At 54.9% G+C, this 26,083-nt stretch carries 24 protein-coding genes; 13 read left to right on the forward strand and 11 right to left on the reverse strand.

From position 1 onward, the window contains the following. The first annotated feature begins 16 nt into the window (after positions 1 to 16). From KO499_RS02260 to KO499_RS02270, 3 genes are all read left to right on the forward strand, one after another. A complete protein-coding gene (locus KO499_RS02260) occupies positions 17 to 496 on the forward strand; it encodes an acyl-CoA thioesterase (RefSeq protein WP_215982098.1) in 480 nt (159 codons plus the stop codon). A gap of 179 nt (positions 497 to 675) precedes the next feature. Further along, positions 676 to 1,008: a YnfA family protein gene (locus KO499_RS02265; protein WP_215982099.1), complete on the forward strand. Its 333-nt coding sequence runs from the start codon at positions 676 to 678 to the stop codon at positions 1,006 to 1,008. Between the two features lie 182 nt (positions 1,009 to 1,190). Beyond that, positions 1,191 to 1,550 (forward strand): DUF4399 domain-containing protein, encoded by a 360-nt coding sequence (locus KO499_RS02270; RefSeq protein WP_416240377.1) that lies wholly within the window; start codon positions 1,191 to 1,193, stop codon positions 1,548 to 1,550. Positions 1,551 to 1,632: 82 nt separating this feature from the next. Here KO499_RS02270 and KO499_RS02275 read toward each other — a convergent pair whose 3' ends face one another. From KO499_RS02275 to KO499_RS02290, 4 genes are all read right to left on the reverse strand, one after another. Next, positions 1,633 to 2,355 (reverse strand): amino acid ABC transporter ATP-binding protein, encoded by a 723-nt coding sequence (locus KO499_RS02275; protein WP_215982101.1) that lies wholly within the window; start codon positions 2,353 to 2,355, stop codon positions 1,633 to 1,635. Next, positions 2,352 to 3,005: an amino acid ABC transporter permease gene (locus tag KO499_RS02280; protein WP_215982102.1), complete on the reverse strand. Its 654-nt coding sequence runs from the start codon at positions 3,003 to 3,005 to the stop codon at positions 2,352 to 2,354. The genes KO499_RS02275 and KO499_RS02280 overlap by 4 nt, the downstream gene beginning before the upstream one ends. Beyond that, positions 3,005 to 3,670, reverse strand: coding sequence for an amino acid ABC transporter permease (locus tag KO499_RS02285; protein WP_215982103.1), 666 nt, complete (start codon positions 3,668 to 3,670; stop codon positions 3,005 to 3,007). The genes KO499_RS02280 and KO499_RS02285 overlap by 1 nt, the downstream gene beginning before the upstream one ends. A 150-nt stretch (positions 3,671 to 3,820) precedes the next feature. Beyond that, positions 3,821 to 4,639: a transporter substrate-binding domain-containing protein gene (locus KO499_RS02290; protein WP_215982104.1), complete on the reverse strand. Its 819-nt coding sequence runs from the start codon at positions 4,637 to 4,639 to the stop codon at positions 3,821 to 3,823. Positions 4,640 to 5,088: 449 nt separating this feature from the next. Between KO499_RS02290 and KO499_RS02295 the strand changes: the two genes are divergently transcribed. Together KO499_RS02295 and KO499_RS02300 are read left to right on the forward strand one after the other, a co-directional pair. Beyond that, positions 5,089 to 5,835, forward strand: a complete 747-nt coding sequence (locus tag KO499_RS02295; protein WP_215982105.1) for an SDR family oxidoreductase — start codon at positions 5,089 to 5,091, stop codon at positions 5,833 to 5,835. A gap of 19 nt (positions 5,836 to 5,854) precedes the next feature. Continuing rightward, on the forward strand, positions 5,855 to 6,247 hold the full coding sequence (locus tag KO499_RS02300; RefSeq protein WP_215982106.1) for a hypothetical protein: 393 nt from the start codon (positions 5,855 to 5,857) through the stop codon (positions 6,245 to 6,247). Positions 6,248 to 6,249: 2 nt separating this feature from the next. Here KO499_RS02300 and KO499_RS02305 read toward each other — a convergent pair whose 3' ends face one another. From KO499_RS02305 to phnD, 6 genes are all read right to left on the reverse strand, one after another. Next, a complete protein-coding gene (locus tag KO499_RS02305) occupies positions 6,250 to 7,026 on the reverse strand; it encodes a DeoR/GlpR family DNA-binding transcription regulator (protein ID WP_215982107.1) in 777 nt (258 codons plus the stop codon). A gap of 36 nt (positions 7,027 to 7,062) precedes the next feature. Further along, positions 7,063 to 7,872: an HAD-IIB family hydrolase gene (locus tag KO499_RS02310; protein ID WP_215982108.1), complete on the reverse strand. Its 810-nt coding sequence runs from the start codon at positions 7,870 to 7,872 to the stop codon at positions 7,063 to 7,065. 68 nt (positions 7,873 to 7,940) lie between these two features. Further along, a complete protein-coding gene (phnE, locus tag KO499_RS02315; RefSeq protein WP_215982109.1) occupies positions 7,941 to 8,750 on the reverse strand; it encodes a phosphonate ABC transporter, permease protein PhnE in 810 nt (269 codons plus the stop codon). Further along, the gene (phnE, locus tag KO499_RS02320; RefSeq protein WP_215982110.1) at positions 8,744 to 9,562 is read right to left on the reverse strand and encodes a phosphonate ABC transporter, permease protein PhnE; all 819 of its coding nucleotides are present in this window, start codon (positions 9,560 to 9,562) and stop codon (positions 8,744 to 8,746) included. The genes phnE (KO499_RS02315) and phnE (KO499_RS02320) overlap by 7 nt, the downstream gene beginning before the upstream one ends. Continuing rightward, entirely contained in the window at positions 9,559 to 10,353 is a 795-nt protein-coding gene (gene phnC / locus KO499_RS02325; RefSeq protein WP_215982111.1) for a phosphonate ABC transporter ATP-binding protein, read from the reverse strand. The genes phnE (KO499_RS02320) and phnC overlap by 4 nt, the downstream gene beginning before the upstream one ends. A gap of 53 nt (positions 10,354 to 10,406) precedes the next feature. Beyond that, positions 10,407 to 11,402: a phosphate/phosphite/phosphonate ABC transporter substrate-binding protein gene (phnD, locus tag KO499_RS02330; RefSeq protein ID WP_215982112.1), complete on the reverse strand. Its 996-nt coding sequence runs from the start codon at positions 11,400 to 11,402 to the stop codon at positions 10,407 to 10,409. A gap of 392 nt (positions 11,403 to 11,794) precedes the next feature. On the opposite strand from phnD, the gene KO499_RS02335 reads away from it, so the two are divergent. The 8 genes from KO499_RS02335 (at position 11,795) to KO499_RS02370 (ending at position 24,730) form a co-directional block, all read left to right on the forward strand. Then, positions 11,795 to 12,937 carry an iron-containing alcohol dehydrogenase gene (locus tag KO499_RS02335; protein WP_215982113.1) on the forward strand — a complete coding sequence of 381 codons (1,143 nt, stop codon included), beginning with the start codon at positions 11,795 to 11,797 and terminating at the stop codon, positions 12,935 to 12,937. A 33-nt stretch (positions 12,938 to 12,970) separates the two neighbouring features. After that, positions 12,971 to 14,059 carry a hypothetical protein gene (locus KO499_RS02340; RefSeq protein ID WP_215982114.1) on the forward strand — a complete coding sequence of 363 codons (1,089 nt, stop codon included), beginning with the start codon at positions 12,971 to 12,973 and terminating at the stop codon, positions 14,057 to 14,059. 13 nt (positions 14,060 to 14,072) lie between these two features. Next, complete coding sequence (locus KO499_RS02345; protein ID WP_215982115.1) at positions 14,073 to 14,738, forward strand: DNA-3-methyladenine glycosylase I; 666 nt, start codon at positions 14,073 to 14,075, stop codon at positions 14,736 to 14,738. A gap of 361 nt (positions 14,739 to 15,099) precedes the next feature. Further along, positions 15,100 to 20,016: an OmpA family protein gene (locus tag KO499_RS02350; RefSeq protein ID WP_215982116.1), complete on the forward strand. Its 4,917-nt coding sequence runs from the start codon at positions 15,100 to 15,102 to the stop codon at positions 20,014 to 20,016. A 131-nt stretch (positions 20,017 to 20,147) separates the two neighbouring features. Next, entirely contained in the window at positions 20,148 to 20,843 is a 696-nt protein-coding gene (locus KO499_RS02355) for an aspartate/glutamate racemase family protein (RefSeq protein ID WP_215982117.1), read from the forward strand. Positions 20,844 to 20,936: 93 nt separating this feature from the next. Then, on the forward strand, positions 20,937 to 23,123 hold the full coding sequence (locus tag KO499_RS02360; protein WP_215982118.1) for an OsmC domain/YcaO domain-containing protein: 2,187 nt from the start codon (positions 20,937 to 20,939) through the stop codon (positions 23,121 to 23,123). Between the two features lie 90 nt (positions 23,124 to 23,213). Further along, complete coding sequence (locus KO499_RS02365; RefSeq protein ID WP_215982119.1) at positions 23,214 to 23,687, forward strand: hypothetical protein; 474 nt, start codon at positions 23,214 to 23,216, stop codon at positions 23,685 to 23,687. Positions 23,688 to 23,761: 74 nt separating this feature from the next. After that, positions 23,762 to 24,730, forward strand: a complete 969-nt coding sequence (locus KO499_RS02370; RefSeq protein WP_215982120.1) for a surface lipoprotein assembly modifier — start codon at positions 23,762 to 23,764, stop codon at positions 24,728 to 24,730. Between the two features lie 10 nt (positions 24,731 to 24,740). Here KO499_RS02370 and KO499_RS02375 read toward each other — a convergent pair whose 3' ends face one another. Continuing rightward, positions 24,741 to 26,075, reverse strand: coding sequence for a S8 family serine peptidase (locus KO499_RS02375; protein ID WP_215982121.1), 1,335 nt, complete (start codon positions 26,073 to 26,075; stop codon positions 24,741 to 24,743). Positions 26,076 to 26,083: the final 8 nt, after the last annotated feature.

The raw sequence follows: 26,083 nt of genomic DNA on the forward strand, positions 1-26,083 counted from the left end.
CCACTAGGGAAGCGCCATGGAACCCGAATCAACAACCTTGAGCATGACCGTCCTGATGACGCCGGACAAAGCCAATTTCTCCGGCAATGTGCACGGCGGCACCCTGCTAAAATACCTGGATGAAGTTGCGTACGCATGTGCCAGCCGTTACGCGGGCACGTATGTCGTCACCCTGTCCGTCGACCAGGTGATGTTTCTTCAACCCATCCACGTTGGCGAGCTGGTCACCTTTCTGGCCAGTGTCAATTACACCGGTCGTACCTCCATGGAGATCGGCATCAAGGTGGTTACCGAGAACATCCGTGACAAATTGGTTCGCCACAGCAACAGCTGCTTTTTTACCATGGTGGCGGTTGATGACAACGGCAAAGCCGTCGCAGTGCCTAAGCTGGATCCACGCACCGATGATCAGATCCGTCGATTTGCCAACGGTAAGGAGCGCCGCGCCATTCGTGCCGAACTCGAGGAGCGCTACAGAGCGCTTCATAAAAAGTGAGATCCGCACCCAAGAAGCGCCACAAGCATTGTTGGTGCCGGCCTGTTGGTTCTGCAAACCTGATTTTGATACGGAATACGCGCCCGTGTTTTTAGTCGTGCGAGGAGAACACGAGATCAAACCGGCTCAACAAAGGAGTACATTTGAATATTTACAGGACGCCCTAGAGGAAAATCCCTGTGCCTGAACTTAAAACCGTCGGCCTTTTTCTCGTCACCGCCGTCGCTGAAATCGTTGGCTGTTATCTGCCCTATCTTTGGCTTCGCGAAGGGAAAAGTATCTGGCTGTTGTTACCAGGAGCACTGAGCCTCGCAGCATTTGCCTGGTTGCTCTCTTTGCACCCCACCGCTGCTGGGCGGGTGTATGCCGCCTATGGCGGTGTTTATATCTTCATGGCCATTATCTGGCTTTGGGCTGTTGATGGCATCAGGCCAACCCTCTGGGATCTTGTGGGTTCCGGCGTCGCTTTGCTGGGCATGGCTATCATCATGTTTGCGCCTCGCACCACGTAGGCAGTACCGAAGCGCCTTGCCCCTATCACGGGTGTCCAGACAATCCCGACAGTTATCGATACCTTGCCTCCTCAACTATACTGATTCTTGACGAATGCCAAGGAGGAATGGAAATGAACAGGATCGCAATCACTGTATTGTCAGCACTGTTAATCTCACCACTACATGCATTTGCAAAGGACATGATGTCGGACGCACCGGCCAACGCCGAAGTGTATTTCGTCCAGCCAGCCGATGGTGCAACCGTCGATAAAACCTTCAAAGTCGTGTTCGGTCTTCGGAATATGGGCGTCGCACCTGCCGGCGTCGAGAAAGCAGGCACCGGCCACCACCATTTGCTGATCGATACCGATATACCCTCCGATTTGAGCAAGCCACTGCCGGCCACAGATCAGGTCAAACATTTCGGTGGTGGGCAAACTGAAACAGAAATAACACTGGCGCCCGGCAAGCACACCCTGCAGCTGTTACTGGGCAATTATGCTCACGTGCCACATCGTCAGCCGGTTGTCTCGGAGCAGATCACGGTTACGGTCGAATAACCAGGTACGGAAAGGGTTAAAAAATGGCTGGGGAAGCGGGTCCAACAACTCCCCCAGCCAGCGCCACGCCTGTGGCGACTTGCTATCGCACTTTAGAAAGAAACTTCTGGGTAAGCGGGTTTTGCGGATCAGTAATCACCTGTCTGGCTTCGCCAATTTCCGCAATAACGCCCTGATGGAAATACGCCACACGATCAGACACATCCCGTGCGAAACCCATTTCATGGGTTACACAGATCATGGTCATCCCCTCTTCCGCCAGCAGACGCAGGGTATCCAGTACCTCGCCGACCAGCTCCGGGTCGAGCGCCGAGGTGACCTCATCGAGCAACATATAGTCAGGCTTCATCGCCAGAGCACGGGCAATCGCCAGGCGTTGCTGTTGGCCGCCAGACATTTTGGTGGGGTATACGTCGAACTTGTCACCCAGACCAACATGCTCCAGTTCCTTCTTGGCGATTTCAATCGCTTCGTCCTTGCTCATTTTCTTGACGATCTGAGGAGCAAGTGCCGCGTTCTCCAGGACCGTCATGTGAGGGAAAGAATTCCACTGCTGGAAGACCATCCCCAGTTTCTGACGCAACTTGTCCTTGTTGGTTTCCTTGGCATGGACATCGACATCATCAACGAGGATCTTGCCCTTGTTGATACTTTCAATCGCATTAATGCAATACAGAAGAGTCGACTTACCGCTGCCGGAGCCCCCGATAACGCTCACGACTTCGCCTTTTTTTACATCCAGGCTGACGCCTTTCAGTACTTCAAGATCTCCAAAGGACTTATGGACATTCTGGACGCTGATCATATTGCCATTTTCCTCTCAACATACCGGCCGTAATGGGACAACGGGTATGAAATAATGAAGTAAAAGATACCAACCCCTATCAGAATCTCGAGCGGTTGCTGGGTGCGTGAGATAAGTTGTTCTGACGTGCGCAGCAATTCCATGTAACCGATAACCGAGACCAGGGCCGAGTCCTTGATCACACTCAGTGCAACACCCAGCCAGGACGGGAACACGGCCCGCAAACCAATGGGTAACCGGATATGGTAGATGGTTTGCCACTTGGTCATTCCCAATGAGCGGGCAGCTGTCTGCATCGAGGGGCTCACGCTTTCAAAGCCACTACGGAACACTTCACTCATAAAGGCCATGGTGTACAACGAAAGCACGATTGATCCCGCCACAAACGGCGCCAATGGGCTCCCCATCGCACCGACAAGCGTAGAAAACAGGATCAGCTGGATGATCAGGGGCACACTTCTCAGAACGTCCAGCACACTGCCAAACAGTATATTGACCGTCTTGTTACTCTCAGCACGGGCAAAACCGACGATCAACCCCAGAAAGGTGCCCACCAGAATGGCAACAACAGAGATAGTGACGGTATTCCAGATACCGGTCAGAATTAAGCCGCTATCGCTCCAGGACAAGGGTGTGAATAAGGAGTTCATCAGATTTCCCCCTTGAAGAGTCTGCGAGCAAGCAGTGACGAACCAAACAACACCAGTTTGGTGATTACAAAATACATCACAGCCGCCACGATGAAGAACTCAAGCGTTCTGAACGACAGAGACTGCAACCGCTGAGTGGTGCCGGAAAGTTCACTCATTCCCACCAGAATCCCCAACGAGCTCATCAGAATCGACCATACAAACTGGTTGGTCATCGGGTGGTAGATGCGTCTCAGCATCTGTGGAAGGATGATGTATCGATAGGTCTGGATGCTGGTCATGCCCAGCGATTTGGAGGCACTGTATTGGGTACTTGGAATTGACTGGAACCCACCGCGAAAGGTCTCGGTCAGGTACCCGGCATTAATGAAGACCAGTGCGCACAATACCGCCAGGTAAGGGCTCAGGTGTATACCAAACGCCCCAAGGCCAAAGTAAGCCATGTAGATCTGAAACAAAGCCGGCGTATTCCGGGCAATCTCTACCCATACCGTCGCAACGTAGCAGAAAGGCTTACTGTTGTTCATTTTGGCGATCGCCAACAATATTGCGATCACCACCCCCAGAAGCATGGCTAGAACGGATACGTGCAGGGTAACAAAAGCACCGTTCAGCAGCTGGGGTATGTTCTGGAAGACAACGTTCCAGTGAAATTCGTAGTCCATACCTTGGCCATTTTCTTAGAATGGAAGGAAACTCGACCAACGCTGATTGCTAGCCGTGATCAGATGCTGGGCAGGGTACAGAGTACTCTGCACCCTGCCCGTGTGACATGCTAACGCGGCCGCCTGACAGGCGGCCGACAGTCCAGCCGTTTACTTGTTATCCCGCAGGGACTGGATCAGATCTGCAGGCGCATCTGTACCGAAGTGCTTATTGTATGTCTCGTTCATGTTGCCACCACGAATCTGGTGTACCAGGAACAGGTTCAGGTAGTTGATCCAGGCAACTTCGTCACGCTTGGCGATGATACCCACAACGTCGTCATAATTAGGAACGTAAGGGCCGGCTTCGAAATCCGCGAACTCTTCACTACGCAGTTTGGTCGCGATGTTCGTGTTGGTTGAGATGATGGCGTCAACCTTGCCCTGATAGAGGCCCAGATAGGCATCATTCTCGGATTTGAAAGACGTGTAGTTGTCGTCTCCCCAGCCCTGCTGCTCAGCATAGGCCAGATACTCGGTTTCGTAGGTGGTACCGAGCGCCGCACCGACCTTCAGGTCTTTCAGATCATCGAATGACTCGATGTTCTTGTCTTCGTTAGCAATAACCTGGAATTTGAAAACAAAGTACGGATAGGTGAAGCCAACAGTCTTGGCTCGTTCCAGCGTATCAGAGGTGGAACCGATAACCACATCCGTTTTGCCAGACACCAGAGATGGAATCCGCTCACCCCAGGTAAGATTGAGAACATTAACGTCTACGCCGAGCGCTTCGCCCAGGTCGTTGCAATAATCGACGTCAAAACCAGCCGGTTCGTTGTTCTCGTCAAAGTATCCCATTGGTGGAAAATCCAGAACCACGCCACAGTTCAGAGTGCCACGCTGAATCACGGTGTCCAGCTGATCGGCTGTCGCGCTTACGGAGGTGGCCGCAGCACAAGCAAATACCAGCGGTGCAAGTTTGCGAATCATAGTTATTCTCTCTTTTTCTTTCGTGGGCGAAAAGGTTGAGTCCGTTATGCCTACACAGTACGCGTTATGTGTAACAAGCATACGTAAAAATACTACCGTAGATTATTTAGTGAAAATTCTTGAAATTAGCCATTTCGTAGTCAATTTGCCTAATTTTGGAAATTTTTGCCAAACTTTATGAGATGGAAACTCAAGAAACTGACCATAAAACCACCAATTAACATTATAAAATAACGTTATTTATCTGATTTATATGTTTTTTTTGAATATTATCACTCAAAGGAAAATTGATTACGACTCCAGGCTTGTCAGGCGGCTCTGAGTGCCTTCAAAAGTCCGCCCCGAATTCCGGGAACGTCGTCATTCCACTCTTTTTTTCCAACAATTCCAATGGCATCCAATCATGGTAGTCTGGGCACCTACTACCCGAACAGATGAAGATAAAACTGATGCGACAAAACATTCTGATTACCGGCGCCAGCACAGGTCTCGGTGAAGGTATGGCGCGCGAGTGGGCCGCCAAAGGCTGTAATCTGGCACTGTGCGCACGTCGTGCCGGTAAACTGGAGGCGCTGCAACGGGAACTCCAGCAGGCGAATCCCGAGATCCGTGTGCTGGTTCGTGGTCTGGATGTGTGCGACTACGATCAGGTATTCGACGTGTTTCGGGGCTTCCGGGATGAACTGGGCAGTCTGGACCGGGTCGTGGTCAACGCGGGCATTGGCAGCTCACAGCCCATCGGCCGGGGTCACTTTGCCGCCAACCGGCACACTGCCGAAACCAATTTCGTGGCCGTGATTGCCCAGAGTGAGGCGGCCATGGAAATATTCACAGAGCAGAACAGTGGCCACCTGGTACTGATGTCTTCGGTCAGCGGCGTGCGAGGTTTCCGCGGACCTCTCAATGTCTACGCTGCCACCAAAGCCGCCGTGGCGTCCCTGGCAGAGGGATTGCAACTGGATACCAGGGGCAAACCAATCAACGTCAGCAACATTATGCCCGGTTATATTCTGACAGATATTAACAGGGGCACGAAGAATGCCCCCTTCCGGGTCGATCTTGAAACCGGGGTGAAGGCTCTAGTGAAGGCTATCGAATCCGAAAAACGCCGCGCCTATGTGCCCTGGTGGCCCTGGACACCACTGAGCTACGTATTGAAGTCCCTTCCCTTCGGGATTTTCGCAAGGGCCATGTAACCGGCTTGGAAACTATCTGATGATCAAATCCATTGCCCTCGCGGCACTGATTCTTCTATTGCTGGGCCTATTGGGTTTTCAGTACTTCATCACCTCAGTGCCGGACCTCACCGAGCCCGTTTCTGTTGAGGAAGCCCGGTTCATTGAACAGGACAGTTCACTTCTGGTAACACTGAAAGATGCTGACGGCCGCCGCTTCATCGCGGGCCTGCGCGGCGACATGGACAACGAACCGCAAGAGGCTGCCCTCTTTTTTATCAGCAATCCGGATCTGGTGCCCTATGTGTACTGGCCTGGCCTTCGCAGTAACGATGAGAAGCGGGTTCTGGAGTTGTTTGAAGAGGTGCTGGAAAAGCCGGAGCAGGATGAGACGGCTGTTCAGATCCACAAAATTCTGAAAAACCGGAATTGATGTCATGCAACATCCGCGGTGGATTTTCCACATTCCAGGATGTTCAACGCGCCCGGCAGGGCTTGCAGTGTCTCGTCACTCAGGGTATCGGTATAGAAGCGATCAACGTACCGGAACGAAGCAATCTTGCAATGTGAGTTCGTGCTCCATTTACTGTGGTCAGCGACCAGCAGACGAGTTCGGGTGTTGGCAATGATTGCTCGGCTGACTTCCGCTTCGCGGATATCATAATCCATCAGGCCATGCTGAGGATCCATGCTGCCGGTACTGATAATACCGAAGTCAGTAATAAAGGAACTGAAGAAACTCGTCACTTCCGGCCCTACCACATCATGGTGTTGATGCCGATAATGCCCTCCTGAAACAATGACTTCGATACCGGGATTGCCTGACAGCGCCGCGGCGACACTGAGATTATTGGTCAGGATCCGTAGCCTGTGATGGTGTATCAGAGCCTGCGCTACCAGCTCAACGGTACTGCCCACGCCAAGACTAACAGTGGCACCTTCCGGAATATCTGCAGCGACCCGTCGGGCCATTTGCTGCTTGGCATGAAGGTACCTTACCTGGGCGTCTCCGGGCGCTGAAGTTGCAGTATTGGCGGGCAGGCTTACGCCACCATAACGACGTCGCAGCAAACCCTGTTCGCACAGTTTGTTGATGTCGCGACGAACCGTCTGGGTTGTGACGCCAAAACGATTGGCAATGTCCTCAACTTCGACGTGCTTTTGCTCGTGCACCCATTCAAGAATGCTTTGCTGCCGGTCTTTGGCGCCCATCTGACTAGATACCCGATCTACTGTTCCTGGCTGGCATTACGCAGATCCTGTTTCGGTCTGTGGCAGGCCCGACTCGACCCGTTGCTTCAGCCAGTTTTCCGCCATTTCCGCAAACCCCAACCCGGAGCGCTGACTGACAATAGTTGCCGGCCGATGGGTCATTGCCGACAGGTGCTTCTGAATGTTTGCCACGCCAATGCTCAGGGGGAAACGGCAGAACATGCTCTCATCATTGGGCGCATCGCCAATGAAGATGGCACGTTGCTGCAGGGTTGGCAGATCCAGCCCCAGCACGTCCTGACCGACGCGCACTGCCATGGTGGATTTGTCAAAATCACCAAGCCAGACATTGAGGTGGATTGAGCTTTGTCGGACGTTGAAGCCCAGGTCGACCAGAGCATCGTGAAGTGTCACCACTTGTTCAGGCGTCAAAGACTGCTGCTGGTTGTAGTCCACGGCAACATCCACGTATCGGAACGCCTGATCACTGGCGAGTCTGGGTTCAAAATCCAGCTTCAGACCGGCAATCCCGGCCAGGATGGCCTGCTGATCACGCTTATGGGAGGCTGCGTCATTCCAGTAGTGCCAGCGCACCGTCTGGGGGGCTGTGCGCTCGGCATAAAAGGCGCCCCCCTCTCCAATCACCGCAGTAACAGGCCAGGTTCTTATGATCTGGTCGCACCAGCCAGCGCAACCACCAGTAACTGGAATCACGCGAATGCCGGCAGCGGCCAGCCGACAAAGGGCCAGATAGGTTTCTGGCAGCAATCGGCCATCCGTTGTCAGGGTATCGTCCACATCGGTAAACAATACGTCTGCCTGGCCAAAGTCAAAGCTGTTCGTCATGAATTGCAATTTCCTGTTCATTGCCACAGTCGTCACCGCCCGGAATTCCGGGCGGGACAATAGCAGGGTCAGATGACCTTTTTCCGCAAGACACTGGTGAGCGCCTCGCCCATAATCACCAGTACAACAATGGCAAGCAGAATCGTTGCTACCGTCTGCCAGGCAAACAGATCAATGGATCCCTGCAGCAACACGCCAATGCCACCCGCGCCCACCAGGCCCAGCACCGTGGATTCACGAATGTTGATATCCCAGCGCAGAATGATGATGGCGAAGAACGCCGGCATTACCTGGGGCACAATGGCGTACAACACCACCTTCAACTTACTGGCTCCGGTGGCCTGCATGGCCTCGACGGGCCGGCGATCAATCTCCTCTATGGCCTCTCCCATCAGCTTCCCGATGAACCCGATTGACCGGAACATCACGGCCAGGATCCCTGCCAGGACACCCGGTCCGAAAATAGCCACAAACAACAGTGCCCAGATGATGGTATTCACCGAACGGCTGGACACCAGGATAAACCGGCCAAGCCATAGCGTGGCCTTGTTCGGAGTGGTGTTCTGCGCCGCGATGTAGGACACCGGCAAGGCGATGAAGATCGTCAGCATGGTAGACAGGGTAGCAATGTGTACCGTTTCCAGCATGGCCGCAAAAATGGCATTCCAGGTGCTGAATTCCGGTGGCCACATGCGTGCGCCCAGGCTCTGGATCTGGTTGGGAGCGTCCCATACCCAGGGCCAGAAAATGTCGATGTCACGCACCGCCCAGACAATCGCCACCAGAGTAAACAAATAAACGCCATAGCGTGTCCATTGTTCTTTCCGGTCATAACGGGACCAGACACGGTCGGTCAGTTTTTCAGCGTGATCTACCATACTTTCTTCCTCACCCATCCGCTGACGCCTTCACTGATCAGAATAATGCCAATAATCATCAGCAGAATGGCAAAGGCGAAATCATAATCGTAACGTCCGAACGCGTTCATCAGTGTGCCGCCGATACCACCCGCACCGACAATACCCACCACGGCGGATGCGCGCAGGTTGCTATCAAGCTGGTACATGGACAGACCAATCTGGCGTGGCATGATCTGCGGAAACACGCCGTAAATCAGCATCTTCAGATAGCCGGCGCCGACTGAACGCATGGCTTCCACCTGACCCCAGTCAATTTCTTCTATTTCCTCGGCCAGCAACTTGGCGACAAATCCGATGGAATACAGGGTCAGGGTCAGAATACCGGCCACAGGGCCAAATCCGACTGCTGCCACAAACAGGATGGCGACGATGACCGGGTGGAAGCTACGGGAGATGATAATAATGGCACGACCCAGCAGATAAATCGGCTTGGGTGCCACATTCTTGGCAGCCATCACAGCGATCGGAATCGACAGAAATACACCCAGCAACGTTGCCAGAAATGCTATCTGAAAGCTCTCTTTGAATCCTTTCCACAACAGCTCGGCGCGCTCAAAGCTGGGAGGAAATGCCCCCCCGAATATCTTGGCGGCCCGGGGCAGGCCCTCGGAAATACGTTCCCAATCAAAAGGCAGTGTGGAGAATGCCCAAAAGAGGTATGTCAGGGTCAGTGCAATCAAGCCATAGCGAACCCAGGGGTTAGCGATGAAGGGAGGCTTCTTCCAGACCCTGCCCGACGTTATGCCGGAGGCAGTTCCTCTGGTTGTCATGCGGTCGCCTCCTGAGCCGGGCCGTTAGCCTCGGCAGCGTCTTCTTCGGGCGACTCAATGCCACCGTAGATCGAGTCCAGGGCATCCTGATTGAAGTCCTTGGGCGCCCCATCGAAAATCATCTGGCCATGGCGCATGCCCACAATGCGATCCGTATACATCCGCGCCTGGGTCACGTTGTGGATATTGATAAGCACCGGCAATGACATTTCACTGGCCAGGGTTTGCAGCAGGCTCATGATCTGTTGCGAGGTTTTCGGGTCCAGTGACGCCGTTGGCTCATCCGCCAGCAGAATCTCGGGCTCTTGCATCAATGCCCGCACCACGGCCACCCGCTGCCGCTCGCCCCCGGACAGCTGATCAGCCCGCTTATTGGCATAGTGGGCAATCCCCACCCGTTCCATCAGATGGAAAGCACGGTCGATGTCGGCTTGAGGGAACCGGCGGGTCAACGCCTGGAACAACGATACATACCCGAGGCGTCCGGACAGTACGTTCTCCATCACCGTCAGTCGATCAATCAGGTTAAAGCCCTGAAATACCATGCCTATGCGGCGGCGGGAATGACGTAAGTCGCTGCCGCGAAGATTGACCAGTTCGTGGCCGTTCAGTTTGATCGAACCCGACGTGGGTTCAACCAACCGGTTGATACACCGAAGCAAGGTGCTTTTCCCCGCGCCCGAGGCCCCGACGATGGAAACGACGCTGCTGCCATCTACTTTGAGGTCCAGGCCTTTGAGCACGGGCTCGTTGTGCCCGTATCGCTTAACCAGGTTGGAAATTTCTAACATGTGCTTTACTCCGGCCAGAATCCCCGGCCCGAGGCCGGGGACTCCCGTTTCTCTTATTTAAGGTTGTCGCGGGTGTACTGAACGCCGTTGGACGCCTGGATGGTGCGGATCACGCGCCAGTTGTCCTTGTAATTGATGGGAATGAAGGTTTCGACGCCCTCAAACTCCTCACCCAACTCGGTGCCGGCAAACTTGAAGCTGTAGAACGCTTCACGAATTTTTTCGACGAGGTCGGGGTGAAGGTTGTGAGCGTAGTTGTAAGAGGTAGTCGGGAATCGGTCAGACTCCCAGACCAGCCGAACATCTTCCTCATCGTACAGACCACGAGCGGCCATGCGCTCAACAACCTCCGAGGCCACAGGAGCAGCGTCATAATCCTTTGCGACCACACCCAGCATGGACTGGTCATGACTGCCGGAGAAGGTAATTTCATAGTCTTCCCCTGGCACTATGCCCATCTCCGGGAACAGGGCTCTGGGAGCCTGATTACCGGAGTTGGAGGTCGGCGAAGTGTGTCCGACTCGCTTGCCTTTCAGGTCAGCCATCTCGTGGATGTCAGAATCACTGTGGGTGTAAACCTGCAGTGAGTAACCGAACTGGCCAGAGTCGGAGCCCATCAGGGCAAAAGGCACGGCACCGGCGAGATTAACCGCGAAAGGCGTTGGTCCGGTGGAGAAACCCGCCACATGCAAACGCCCGCTGCGCATGGCTTCTACTTGTGCAGAGTTGGATTGCACCGCAAAGAAACGGACATCTTTGCCGGTAACTTCAGACAAATGATCGATGAACGGCTGCCAGATGTCGGAATAGATAGCAGGATCTTCAACCGGAGTGTAGGCAAAGATCAGGGTGTCGGGGTTCACCCACGCTGACTCATCTGCCGGCAGGTCAGCGACCAGGTCGCCGTTTTCATCGCAGTATTTGACGTCCAGAGCACCTCGTTCGCAGTCAGCAAAGGCTTGGCCGCTGAAGCCTACCAACAAGGCGGATGCCGCCAGAGTGAAAGACGGCACAATGCCGCGGAACACTTTTTTCTTAGACAGGTCCATTCTTGTTCTCCGTTTGGAGCGGTCCATGCCTGAGGTTTCTGTGCCTCGCATTGAACATCGTGGAAGGACCAGCTCCCAAGGTTTGTTGTTGTGAGATGTTCAATTGAACATTTAGCATAACAGCAAAACATGATTAGACAAATCCAAAAATAACCTGAAATCTGGCCATGATTACCGTGCATCGGCGCCGGGTTAGGAATCTTATCCACCTGTCTCTGACGTGTTCAATTGAATGAAACAGGGCGGTACTCGCGCGATATTCGACTCCTGTGCTAATTTCAAACTGGCCTGGGCACGCCTTCATTGGCCTGCCATGCGGCGCCCTATGCGTATGCTCTGGCCCCGTATACCGGGAATATAAATCCTTTTTCAGATCCAGGACCCGCTCTTTTATGTCAATTGCTTTTAGCTTGGTCACCCCCACTGAGATTCTGTTCGGGCGGGGTAAAGCCGCTCAACTCAACGAACGGGCGGAAGCGCTGGGAAGGCGTGCCCTGATTGTGCATGGTCGTAATCCGGCCAGGCTCTCTGACGTTTTCGCATCCTTGCGGGGCATCGATATTGCTCAGACCCTGTCAATCGCAAAAGAACCAGACCTGGACACCCTGACTGCAGCGATTCATCAGGGAAAATCACTTGGCATTGATCTGGTGCTTGGTATCGGCGGCGGTTCGGTTATGGATTCCGCCAAAGTGCTTGCGGCCATGCTACCCAGCCAGACTGAGCTGATGAACCACCTGGAAGTGGTGGGAGACGGGCTGCCATTATCCGCCAAACGCCTGCCCCTGATCCTGATTCCTACTACGTCCGGCACCGGGGCCGAGGTAACCCGCAACGCTGTTGTGGACATTCCGCAAGCCCAGCGCAAGGTAAGCCTGCGTGATAACCAATTACTGCCGGATCTCGCGTTGATAGACCCTGCCCTTACCGATCATTGCCCCAGGAATGTCAGCCTTCATTCAGGGCTGGATGCCATTACCCAGGTGATCGAGCCCTACCTCTCGTCCCGGGCCAACCCGGTTACCGATGCGTTATGTGCACAGGCCATCCCCAAAGGTCTCAGGTCACTAAAGAACCTGATGAACGAGGAATCAGAGGAAGCGAGGGATACTCTGGCACAGGTGAGCCTCTTTGGCGGCCTGGCGCTCGCCAACTCCGGGCTTGGAGTCGTTCACGGCATCGCCGGCCCATTGGGCGGTCTATGCGGAGCACCCCATGGTGCTATCTGTGGCGCCCTGTTACCCGCTGGCATTGCCGCGAACCGCGAGCACGTGGTGGATGCAGAAAAACGCAACCGGATCGAACAGGTTATCGACTGGATCGCGGAGGTGTTTGAGACATCCAGAGAGCAGGCATTGGCGGATTTCCGCCAATGGATTGGGCGCAACGGCCTGCCCGGACTGGCGTCAATCGGCGTGACCGAGGAACATATACGTTCAGCTACCGAAGCCGCCGCCAGCTCCTCGTCCATGAAGGCAAACCCGGTTGAGTTATCTGCGGAAACCATAGAGAACATCATGCGCCAGTCTTTGTGATGCCAGGACTGAAGTAAGCCTGTACGAGGAATGATGACGAAACTATCCCTGATTCTGGGCCTTGCGATGCTCGGTGCGCTGATCGCCACTGTCAGCTCACAGCCCATGCTGATAGAAGAGAGACTGATCCGGATTCAGGCGGAAGATACGCTCCGGGAGTTTCCCGATATCGAAACGGCACCTCTGGAAGTTCAGGCCGCACTTCTGGATATGGCCGATGACGAACTTCTTTTGCTGAAAGCCCGCGCAGCTTATTTGCGGTACCCGGCAATAACCCGCGAGGTCTTCCCTGCTTTCGGTCCCGCACCGGAGTTCCGCGAAATTCTCCGACGTTATGGCGAAAACATTCTTCCTCCCATTCAATATTTCCTGAGCAACCCTGTTGGCTCCATTGAACTGATGAACGATCTTGCCAACAAGTACCAGGCGGCTATGGAGTTCTTCACCGGAGACGGAAAAACCGATTCAGAAACCACCAAAAATCTGACCAGGGAGGCGCGCGGATGGTATGCGGTGCACTTCATTCAGCAAGAGGGGCATGATTTCCTGGGCCAGTTTATAGTCAACAATCAGGGCGACATCATCTGGGTTCGAACCGAACGCATACTGGAAAACATAAACCGTTTTTTTGCCAGCGGCATCCGCAATCTGGAGATCCAGCACCGCTCGGGTGACGATGTATCTGCAGAGGATATAGGCTGGGCATCGGTGGATGTGCTGGTTTTTGCCAGCGCTTTGAAGGTGCTTCAGGCAGGACGCTCAATTGCCGTTTCTTCCCGGGGGACCCGATCCGCAGCACTGGCTGCCCGGTTTACCAACAGCGGTCGTATGTTGATGACCACCGCTCGCTATGCAAAATGGCCAGCCGTAGTTGGCGTCGGGTACCTGGTGGTCACGCACCCGGCCATTATCAACGACTTTCTGGCAGAGGTATCTGAAATACTGGGCTACCCTGCCAAACTGGTGCAGTTCCTGGGTTGGATGCTGATATTGCTGCCCGTGTTGTACATCGGCAGCTGGATATTCCGATTGATCGTGCGACCGGCCCTCACATTACTGAGCGTTGTGAGTGCAGGCCTGTCGCGCATTGGCCAACGAAAATCACTTAACAGACTGGACTGATTCAGAGACAACTATGTCCTTTTCCCGAATATACGAGCAGGCCGTACTCCAGAAAGGCGGCGAGAGTGAGGTTCGCGCACGGCTGCCGAGCATTGCAGAACCGGGCGAACTGGAAGCCCTGGGTGATGATCGATACCTCTCAGAAATGACCCGCTGCATCTTCAAGGCCGGATTTGTCTGGCGGGTCATTGAGAACAAGTGGCCCCAGTTTGAAGCAGCGTTTGAGGGTTTCGTGCCGCTGTACTGGCAACAGGTCCCACCGGAAGTTCTTGAGCAGTTGGCAGGTGATGAGCGGATCGTTCGTAACGCCCAGAAAATCCGGACGGTGCCCGAGAACGCCCGGATGATTGTGGATGCCTCGCGGGAGCATGGCAGTTTTGGCAAGTTCCTCGCCGACTGGCCCAACAGTGACCAGGCCGGGCTTCTGCTCTGGCTGAAACGCAACGGTGCGCGGCTCGGTGGCAACAGCGCACAGTATTTTCTGCGCCGCGTAGGTTGGGACGGGTTTATCCTCTCCCGTGATGTGATAGCTGCGCTGCATCGCGAAGAAGTACTGGACGCCTCCCCAACCAGTAAAAAGGGGCTGATGCAGGCTCAGGAGGCTTTCAACCAATGGCACCAAGAATCCGGGCTGCCGTATAGCCATCTTTCCAAGATTTTATCGCTCACCGTGGACTGAGCACAGGTGTGAATCAGCCGGGAGCCGTCATTAAAGGTTGGGAGTCGGAGGCAGTGGAGATATTGCCTGTTTTCAGAAAATCCCGGTTCACACTTTACAAACTATGCTTTACCCGCAATCCTGAAGATACGAGGAGCCAGCAAAGAGTGTAACCAAATCATACACTTCCGCCCTCGACTAACGGAGATTAACGCATGCTAATGGCATTGCTTCTCGCTTCTATGTCAGTGACGTCCTGATGTAACAAAGTTGTCTTGCCCTTCCGCTAGCGCTTCAGTTTGGGCCCGGTTGTATTGTCTGAAGAGTCTGTTCCCAGCAGGAGCAACGACCCTGATGCACACGCAACGGGAAGGGACCTATCATGCCAGACCAACTCAGGCTGACCATCGAACCCAGGAACGGCGTCGACAGCACGGAAGCCGAATCACTCCAGGTACGCATCACCTACCAGATTCCAGGAACAACCGCTGACGGTGAACCTACCATCTATCCGGGAAGCGACATACTGCGCCTCGACCGCCACGCCAAGGCCGAAGCAACTATCCAGCCCATTGCCCTCGAGGAATCGATCAATGCACTCCTGGAAAACCGGCAAGGCCTGGAAATCGCGGATCTTGGCACCATTGACGCGGGCCCGGCCAGTGAAGGTGAGTCGGCACAACTCCTGATACCTGCGGATATTCTGAAACAGGCTTTAACCCGGCTGGAGCCAGTTCAGCAACCAGTCCTCGTTCGTTCCGGCCGTTTTGTGCGCCTTGGACAATCCGATCAACGCTTTGATAAGTACACGCTCAGTGTTGATCTGATCAATACCCCGGCAAAGCAGAATGCCCTGAAAACCCTGCTCGGCCAAACAAGCGAGGCGCCACTGGGTACCAGTGCCAGCCAGGTGCCTCTGGATGCCCTCACGGCCGAACAGCTTGGTGCTCTGTCTTTGACCGCTGCCGACCTGAAATTTGACGGCACCTTTCAAATCAATCGCCACTTAAATCCCGAAACCGAAGCTTCCGGTTGGGCCTGGATACTGAATGGCCCGGAACTGATTATTGGTTTTCGGGAGGACAGCTCTCTGGCCCTGCCTCAAAGAGATCTCCGACTACTACTTCCCTGGCAGGAAACCGGGAGTGATGATTCAGACCGCGTTGGCGCCGAAACCGCAGAAAGTGGCAAGAATCCACCGCTGAATATTGACGAAGAAAGCCTGCTGAATGAGCCAGACCTTTTCAGCGACGATCCCGGGTCTTACTGCAAGCCATTCAGCAATCCGGCCAGAATTCTTGGGGAACGCCGATTTCACACGGTATTCCGAGTTGAGCAGCCGGAGATTGAATCCACAGCCAATACCAAACCCGACTACAAAGGATTGTTGCACCCGAAGGACACCAACCAACCAATGATGATCATGAGCGCTATGGTAGCCCAGCCAGGTTCCGCCAGCAGCTCCGCAAGCAGCTCCGCGAACTCGGGATTTCCGGTGATCAAGAATCTGGGAACCAGCCTCAACCGATTTCTTCCCAGGGATGTCGGCTCGTTAATGCCTCCGACCAAAGCAATCGACTTTCTGCCTATACCCAGATTTCCATGGCTGAACCGTCGCAAACCTGTCGGACCGGACAACCCCATCGACTGGGATGGCGACACCACCCAATACCAGGCGCTGTCTGTTGCCGGTGGTCATATTCTTGAGTGGCGGGTGCAATGGCGCTCCAACGGCTATTCCCTAGGTGATGTCGCCCACACACTCACCCTGGCGCCTCGGCAAACCAGGCGAATCATGAAGCTGGACTGGCGCCGCCGGGAACAGAGCATCCGCACCGAACGCACGGAATTCGGCGAGGCAGTTTCTCAGGAGACGCTCCGGGAAAGGGACTACAACGATGCGGTGCGTTCTAATCTGAACGAATGGAGTAAAGGCGGCAGCAAATCCCAGACAACCGGTGTAGCAGGCGGCATCGGCTTTGCTATGGGACCTGTCGTGATCGGTGGTGGTGCCGCCCATGGCCGCGCCAGCTCAAGCAGTTGGCAACAAGGCGGTCGCAGCGTCGCAGCCGCAGAAGAACAGAGTCTGCGTGATGCGGTTCGCCAATTTGGCGACTCGCTTCGTCAGTTCGAGAGTACCGTGGTGAACGAGGTTAGCCAGGACGAATCCATCGAGGGGGTCTCCGAAGTGGTTCGCAACCCAAACTATTGCCATTCCCTCACCGTGATCTACCACGAGATACTTCGCCACATGCGCGTGGATACAGTGCTGGCGGGTGTTCGTGAATGCCTGTTCGTCCCCTTCTCCATCCGCCCGTTTACCCTCTTCCGGGTTGCTCGCTGGCGAGATGTATTCGAACGGTACCTGCAAAAGCCGGAACTGCGTTGGGCGCTCAGATACACTGAAGAGGTTGCCAACAACTGGGAGGGTGTGGACTCCCCGCCAGACGGACCTCGCACATCCCAGTCTGTGGTAAGTCTTTCTGGTTCTATCTACATCAAGATGGGCATAGAGCGGCCCCGGGATGAAGTTGTTTCGGAAGAAATTGATGATCAACTAAAAGATGAAGGCGCCGTCGGAGAAAAGATCACTACAAAAGTCTGGCAAGCCTATGCGAGCATACTCCCCATTCCCGTTGGACAGATAGTGTCCAGGTTAAGGGACTATAGCGCTTCCCAAAGGGATGCCTATTTTCAGCGCGAAATCGCGCCGTCCATGGCCCGTCGCTGGGTTGACCGTTTAAAGCTCGAGACCGATGCAAACGAGCTACAGGGCGCCGACTTCACTCTGGTCGGCGAGTATCACTTCAACCGTACAATCCGAGTTGACTTCAACGTACCACACGAGGCACTGACAGACACCACAAGAGCACAGATAACCAGACTCTTTCTGTCGGCCTCAGAGCATCTGCCGAAAGGTTCGGTTGCCAATGTAAAAAGCGCATCAGTGCACATCCACACGGAGCACTACAACCGCCGAATAAAAGCCTCAACGGGCACCCAGGACCTGATTTCTCCGCCCGCATGGGATGATGACGAAAGCACCCGGCCAGCCCCAAGCGAGAGTGCAACTCTCACCTTCAATCCATCATCCTGGGAGGAATATAATCCAAGGCGCGAAGCAGAGAAAGCGAACCAGAAGATTCTCGACCACATCAACGACAACATTCATTACTACCACAAGGTGCTCTGGTGGACGATGGATCGAGATGAGCTGTACATGTTGCTGGATGGCTTCGCCATCTCATCCAGCGACCGGCGCTCCATCGCCTCCGTAGTAGAGCGAGAACCCATAGCGATACTCGGAAACTCCCTTGTTTTTCGCGTCGCCGCCGGTGCGTTTCTTGGGGTAAACGGTCATGAAAGTTACGAGGAAGCCTTCAATTACTACAAAGGCGAAGGTGCGCCCTCCACACCTATGCGAGTCAGTCTGCCAACCGATGGCTTATACGCCCAGGCCATCATGGATCAGTGCGAAGCCTGCGAGGAGCATGAAGGCTCAACCGACTGGGTGCTGAACGATGAAGACCCTGCTCTGGCAGATTTCCCGAGCAATTTCTTCGATTCACGGCGAAGCCAACCCCAGAACATGACACCGACGGACATGCCGGACTCCATCATCAATCTGCACAACGCACCGGCTGCACCTGCACCTCAGGGCTTCAACGATGTTCTGGGGGTCCTTGGCAGTAGCAGTGCATTCCGGGATATGGCCGGGCTCGAAGGCACTCAGAAAAACGCTATGGGCGCTCTCAATTCGGCCGCCAATCTTGCCGGTCAATTTGGTGGCTATGCGCTTCAGGCGCGTTTGGCTGAACTGCAAGCGGAGCGTGATGCCGGGAAGAATTTCGACAAGAAGCGGGCGGCAGTCGATCGGGCCGTAGAAAAGGGTTCCATGTCCAAGTCTGATGGCGAAAAGGCACTGCAATCCCAGGCCGAGGCCATGGGACGTAGACCGCCCTCCGGGCTGTCAACAACGTCGAAGGATCTCATCGAGCGCTTTGGTGGGGAGCGTGATGTATCCGTAACGGAAACGACGCCTGACGGACAGGTAACCACCAGCGTCATGGCAGCCAGTTCCCGCTCGGGACAAGGCGATGGATCAACTCCGGATGGTCTGGACGGTGCAGTAGCCGGCCCAGGCGGAACCGCAGTTTCCAGGTACAGCTTCCCGATTGCTGAGTCTGACCCGCTTGATGAGGAGGCTATCTTCAACCACAACTTCTTTGCCACCCCCACCAAGGACTCCATGGAATCGTTTTTCCCCGTCATGGAGCCTGTTGGAGGTCAGGTCAGCGACGCCGAACGTCAACGCTCCATGACTCGACCTTTCTTCTTTACTGTTGGAAATCTTACCCCCGACAAGTTAATGGCCAGTGCCGAGAATCCGGAGCTGATCCAATTACTGTCTTACATTGTTTACGATTTCCCGGTGGCGGAATCGGAGATAACCCGCGATGACCTGCTCCCCCTGAGAAGCCTTCTCGAACGACGCGCTCAGGCGCTCAGGAACAGGAACCAGGCCCTTGAAATCCAGATCCTGGGCACCGCAGACAGTACCGGGCCTGCAGATGAGAACGCGACACTCCAGCAAAAACGAGCTCAGGCCGTGGCCACCGGACTCCAGAGCACGGGATACCGCATCTCTTACATTGGTCCTTCCGGTAGCCGACTGTTCAACGACAACAATGAATACCAGCGAGCGCTCAATCGATCGGTCACCATTCGCGAAACACTCACCTCAACCAATGGCATTCAGATACGCAGGAAAGACGGTGATATCGACGACCTGAAAATCAGAATCCGGGAAATCCTGACCGACGAGGCCACCACCGGAAATACAGATGCCAACATCGCACTGACCATCATGGACCTCTATGATTCGCATGGAAATCTGGAGGTCATATTCGCCAGCAAGGTTCGGGAGTACTACACAACCTATGCACCGGGACTGGCACGACGTTACAACAATCCACTGTATCGTCCGGAGATCTTCTTCACAGACGGCCGGCCCTATTTGGAGCACAACCTGCAATATGCCCCGAGTGTGGCCACGCTGAACGATTTCGATGCGTCAGCCCGCGACGTTATCGACCTTCTCAAGATCCTTGCCAAGGCTACCTACGATGGTATCAACGTCCATGTGAAGTTTGGCGGCAGCGGTAACACCCCGGACAGCGACGTAGACGCCTGGGATATGATGGGAAGGACCATTAATTCCCTGATGGAAAGCAACAAAACAATCTACAACAACGCTTTCGACAAATACCAAGAAGAACTGGAAGGTCCGTTTGACTAGGCCTGATTCGTGCCCCTCAAAGGCTGCGTCCGGAGGGGCACGAACATGAACAGTCGAGGTATTCGTGTTCAGTGCCCGTAAATTGTGGTCCTATCTACCGTGATAACAATCGATTTGCAGGGAGAGGTTCCATGAAAACCATTGGCCTTCTTGGCGGCATGAGCTGGGAATCCACCGAAACCTATTACCGGTTGATCAACGAAGGCGTAAAGGCCCGTCTGGGCGGACTGCATTCGGCGCGCCTGCTTCTGTACAGCGTCGACTTTGCCGAAATCGAGGCACTTCAACACAGAGGCGACTGGCCGGCTACGGCGGAGATTCTCTCCGGCGCGGCCCTGTCACTTGAAAAGGCCGGAGCGGATTTCCTCGTCATCGGGACCAACACCATGCACAAGGTCGCTCCCGAGATTGAGCAAGCCATCGGCATGCCATTACTCCATATAGCGGACGCCACTGCCCAGGTGCTGGTGAAGGATGGAATTAGCCGCGTCGGTCTGCTGGGCACGCGATTTACCATGGAACAGGCGTTCTACCGCAGCCGCCTGGAAGAGGCCGGCATTGAGGTAATCACGCCGGACGAGTCGCAACGCGCTGAAGTTCACCGGGTCATCTATGAGGAGCTCTGCCAGGGCACTATCAATTCTGACTCTCGCAATGCCTACCTGGATATCGTCGCTTCGCTGTCAGAACGCGAAGCGCAGGCGGTGATTCTGGGCTGCACCGAGATCGGTCTGCTGATCCGACAGTCAGACACCAGGGTTCCGCTTTACGACACAACCCGGATCCACGCCGAACAGGCGGTCGAACTTGCCTTGAGTCATCCGTAGAAGACCGACCAAGACGAACGCCTGTAAAAACTGGATAATGGCCGCCATTAGTAGCCATGGTGCGCCAAATTTTACGATCCGGGACTCTTTGCAATGGAAATCAACGTCAACTTTCTCGAGAACCTCAGACTTGAAGCCAGGTTTGACGATTTCACAGTCGTGACGGACCAGCCCATCCGCTACAAGGGCGACGGTTCTGCACCCAGCCCTTTCGACTATTTTCTGGCATCGTCGGCCCTGTGTGCAGCCTACTTTGTTCGGGTTTACTGTCTGGCACGGGACATTCCTACCGAAAATATCCGCCTGTCCCAGAACAACATCGTAGACCCGGAAAACCGCTACAACCAGATCTTCAAGATCTCAGTGGAACTGCCGGAAGACATCTCCGAGAAAGACCGGCAAGGCATCCTGCGATCCATCGACCGGTGCACGGTTAAAAAAGTGGTCCAGACCGGCCCCACCTTCGAGATTGAGACGGTCGAGAACCTGGACGCAGACGCCCAGGCACTCCTGATGACCCAGCCCGAAGGCGGCAGCCAGACCTTTATCGAAGGCAAGGACCTGCCTCTGGAACAGACCATCGCCAACATGACCGGCATCCTCGAAAATCTCGGCATGAAGATTGAGATTGCCTCATGGCGCAACATTGTGCCCCACGTGTGGTCCCTGCATATCCGTGACGCCGCCTCGCCCATGTGCTTCACCAACGGCAAGGGCTCCACCAAAGAGAGTGCCCTGTGTTCGGCGTTGGGTGAGTTCATCGAGCGCCTCAACTGCAACTTTTTCTACAACGACCAGTTTTTCGGCGAAGAAATCGCCAACAGCGAGTTCGTGCATTATCCGAACGAGAAATGGTTCAAGCCGGGTCCGGACGACGAGCTTCCCGAAGGCATACTGGATGAACACTGCCTCGCCATCTACAACCCGGACGGCGAATTGGGCGGCTCCAATCTGATCGACACCAATTCCGGCAACATCGAGCGAGGCATCGTATCGCTGCCCTTCGTGCGCCAGTCCGATGGCGAGGTGGTGTATTTCCCGTCCAACCTGATCGAGAACCTTTTTCTGAGCAACGGCATGAGCGCCGGAAACACCCTGAAAGAGGCGGAAGTACAGTGCCTGTCGGAAATTTTTGAAAGAGCCGTCAAGAAGCAGATTATCGAACAGGAAATTGCCCTGCCGGACGTGCCCCGGGAGGTGCTGGAAAAATACCCCGACATCCTTGAAGGTATTGAAGCCCTTGAAGCTCAGGGCTTTCCTACCCTGGTGAAGGACGCCTCACTGGGCGGGCAATTCCCGGTGATGTGCGTCACCCTGATGAACCCGAGGACCGGCGGTGTGTTTGCTTCCTTTGGTGCCCATCCAAGCTTTGAGGTGGCACTTGAGCGAAGTCTGACTGAGCTGCTGCAGGGCCGCAGCTTCGAAGGTCTGAACGATGTGCCAGCACCAACGTTCAACAGCCTGGCGGTCACCGAGCCCAACAACTACGTAGAACACTTCATTGATTCCACCGGCGTGGTGTCCTGGCGTTTCTTCAGCGCCAGATCCGATTACGACTTCGTTGAATGGGACTTCTCCGGCTCCAACGCAGAGGAAGCGGCGTGCCTGTTCGGAATCCTTGGGGACCTGGGTAAGGAAGTCTATGTTGCGGTCCACGAGGAGCTGGGCGCGCCGGTCTGCCGGATTCTGGTTCCGGGCTACTCCGAGGTATATCCAGTGGAAGACCTGATCATGGATAACACCAACATGGCTCTGGACTACCGGGAAGACATCCTCAACCTTCACCGCCTGGACGATGAGCAACTGGCTGATCTGGTGGAGCGCCTGGAAGCCAGTCAGCTGGACAACTACATGACGATCATCACCCTGATCGGCGTGGAGTTTGATGAAAACACCATCTGGGGCCAGCTCACCATCCTGGAGCTGAAGATCCTGATATGCCTCGCCCTGCAGTGGCACGAAGAGGCCCTGGAATTCGTCGACATGTTCCTGCAGTTCAATGACAACACCGTTGAACGTGGCCTGTTCTATCGCGCCATTTACGCCGTGCTGGAAGTCACCCTGGATGATGATATGGAGCTGGATGACTACATCACCAATTTCACACGCATGTTTGGTGAGCAAACCATGGCATCCGTTGTCGGCTCGGTGGATGGCAGTGTGCGCTTCCAGGGCCTAGAGCCAACCAACATGCAGCTGGAAGGGCTCGAAAAGCATCAGCGGCTGATCGAAAGCTACAAGAAACTCCACACTGCGCGCGCGGCGGGAGCCGGTTTCTAAGAAAATCAGAATTTTTTCTGGAATAAATCCTTAGCTGGTTCGTCCTCCTGATGAAAGCAACCCGAAACGGGAAAACAGGAGGACGTAACCATGAAAAAGCATGCACTGACACTCGCAATCTGCTCACTTCTCTCCACCGGTGCCTTTGCCTCTGAAGGCTCGGCCAATGCCAACGTGCAAGCTGACGCCAATATGAAGGCCGAAGCCAGCAGCCAGAACGGCGTCTCTGCACAGGGTGGCGCATCTGCCAGCGCCCAGGGTGGTGCAGATGGTAATGCGGCGAGAGACGAAGCTCGCCAGAGCGCCAACCAGTCTATCAGTGCCGGTGTTGAAGCCGGGCAGCAGGTACGGAGCACAGCTTCGGCAACGGCAACCAAAGCAAAAAACGAAGCCAGTGAACAAGCCGGTGAAGCACAGGCTGAAATGAACAAGGCTCGGAATGCCGAGGTCCGTGCCCAGACCAACCAGCAGATCAGCACATCTGTTTCCGACAGCGTTAAAAGCGAAGTCCAGAACTCGGTACGGAGCGCCGTGAAAGGTTCCGCCGGTGGTGGGTTGCTTTAAAGAAACCACCACATCTGGTTAGCCGGGCCTGAGGGCCCGGCTCATTTTTTTCAGCTCAGGAGCGTTACATAGCCATGCACCTCAAACGATCCTTCCCTTGTGTCGTCACAGTTTTAGGCCTCATGGTGCCTCTTGCCACAGCCAAGGCTGCTGATTCAGCGACTCTGAACGGATATCTCGCAACCGGGTTCGAGCACGACAGCAATGTGTCGGTCGATGACCTGAATGCTGCCTCGAACCAAAGCGACCAGGCGTGGGTCTTTGACGCCGGCCTTGAAGGGGTACTAAAACCGGCCGAACCACTGAATCTCACCCTGGGGTATTCCCTGTCTGGCAGTCGATATCAGGATCTTGATCAGTTCGATCAGGATATCCATTTGCTCTCAGCAGACCTCAGCTATGATTTTGATCCGGTGACCATTGGCACCAGTTATCACTACTCGCACTCTACCCTTGGCTCGGAACCCTTCCTCGACTACCACAGAGCCAGCGCTTATGTCGGCAGTCTCATCGGTAACGATGTCTACCTGCTTGCCAGCCTGCAAAAGAAGCGAAAAGAGTACGATGAGAGTGATGCCCGAGACGCGGACATCCGAGGCGGAAGCCTGGATTCATTCTTCTTTTTTAACGACGCCCGCAGCCATTTCGTCGTCGGGCTGGATTATGATCAGGAAGACGCACAGGCTGACGATTTCGACAACGATCTCTGGCGTGTGAGGGCAACACTGCTTAACAGGTTCAGACTCGCCGGCGAGGACAATCAGTTTCGCCTGGGCTGGAGATACGAAACCCGGAAGTATGACCAGGCCGCAGTCACAACGTCTAATCCGTTTCTCGATAACCCGTTCACTGACGATATCGTGGATGCGTCAACCAGCCGGCGCGCGGAGCATGCCCACGTATTCGAAGCCAGCTGGCGAGTTGGTCTGAATGATATTTTCAGCCTTGAACCCTCAGTCTCCCATGGAATCTACCGGGCAGATGAGGAGTCGTCCGACTATACCCGGACCATCGCCGGGGTGACTCTCAGGGCGGGGTTCTAATAGCGGCCGATCAATACGGAAGGAAACCGAAACCAAAAAGACCATCGCGACCGGGCTCACCGAGATCCTGAGCCTGGTCAATCAACGCTTCCAGTGCCATTTCATCATCACTCCCATTTACCTGACACGCCAGGGCTGCCGCAACCACCGGCGCCGCCAGAGACGTTCCACTATCTGTAACAGTGCCACCGCCCGGATGGGAAACCTCAACCTCGACACCGTGTGCCGCAAACATCACCTGATCTCCCCGATTAGCCCAACGGTATAGCTCGCCCGTCCGGGAGGTTGCGGTAACGCCCACTACCTCCGGGTAAGCAGCGGGATACAGAGGTGGCGCTGTGGGCCCGTCATTTCCAACTGCAGCAACCAGCAAGGTGCCCTGTTTCTGAAGGTTTTTGATGGCTGCAGCCAACAAACGGTTGTTCGGGCCGGTAAGACTGATATTGATCACGGAAAGCTGCTGAGCCGCCAACCAGTTCAGCCCCTCTAGCAGATGACCCAACGTTGCACCGGAGAGATCTTCTGTCCGTCTGTAAAAAACCGAGGCATTGAAGAGGGTTGCAGCAGGTAATCTGGCCTGCCCCGATTCGCCCCGTCTGCCAACCAGCTGGCCCGCTACCGCCGTACCATGGGCCGTCACGGAGGAAAGCTCACCGGCGGCATCGTCAATTGACAAAAAACGTTGTTCAACGACCCTGGCATCACGAAAATCGGCGTGATCGGTTGCCACAGAGGTATCAATCATTCCTATCCTGACAGGCGCCTCACACAGGCTTTCCCCCGAAGAAGCCAGAGGATTTCCCGAAGGGCTCGATGTGCCCGCCTGGGGACTGTATGTGTGGTTGCGGTCGAGTCGGTCAGCAAGTTCCGGAAGCGCGATTCGCAGCGCCTCGAGCGAGTCCATATCAGCCCTCACACGGAACCTGGCGATGATCATGCCGAGCCCGTCTAACGCTTTCTGTTCCAGAACCGTAATCCCCGGATGGTCCAGACGTTTGATTTCCTCTGCTGTGCCAGCTACCAGCCATTGCCGCTCGACGGCCCTGAATCCGTCCTCCAGCAGGACATCATTGAATGCCTTCTCTCCTTCGGCCGTGTTGATAGTCAGGACCTCTGGCAAGTTCTGGAGACCTTCTTCAGGAATCCCGGCCTTTTCCTCCAGGCGGCTTTCAATTCTCCGGTCGGCTGCCCGTTCAACCAGCCGCTCGGCATTTCTCTCAACCTGGCGTGTAATGCTGCTCGCGGGGTTATCCAATACCGAACCGCCGGTCAGCGCCGCGGCCGTGACCGGCACACAACACAGAACCAAGGCGGACAACATCGTGGACTTGATAACAGGTATCATTTTTACCA

Source organism: Marinobacter sp. F3R08 (genome assembly GCF_018860425.1).
GTDB lineage: Bacteria > Pseudomonadota > Gammaproteobacteria > Pseudomonadales > Oleiphilaceae > Marinobacter.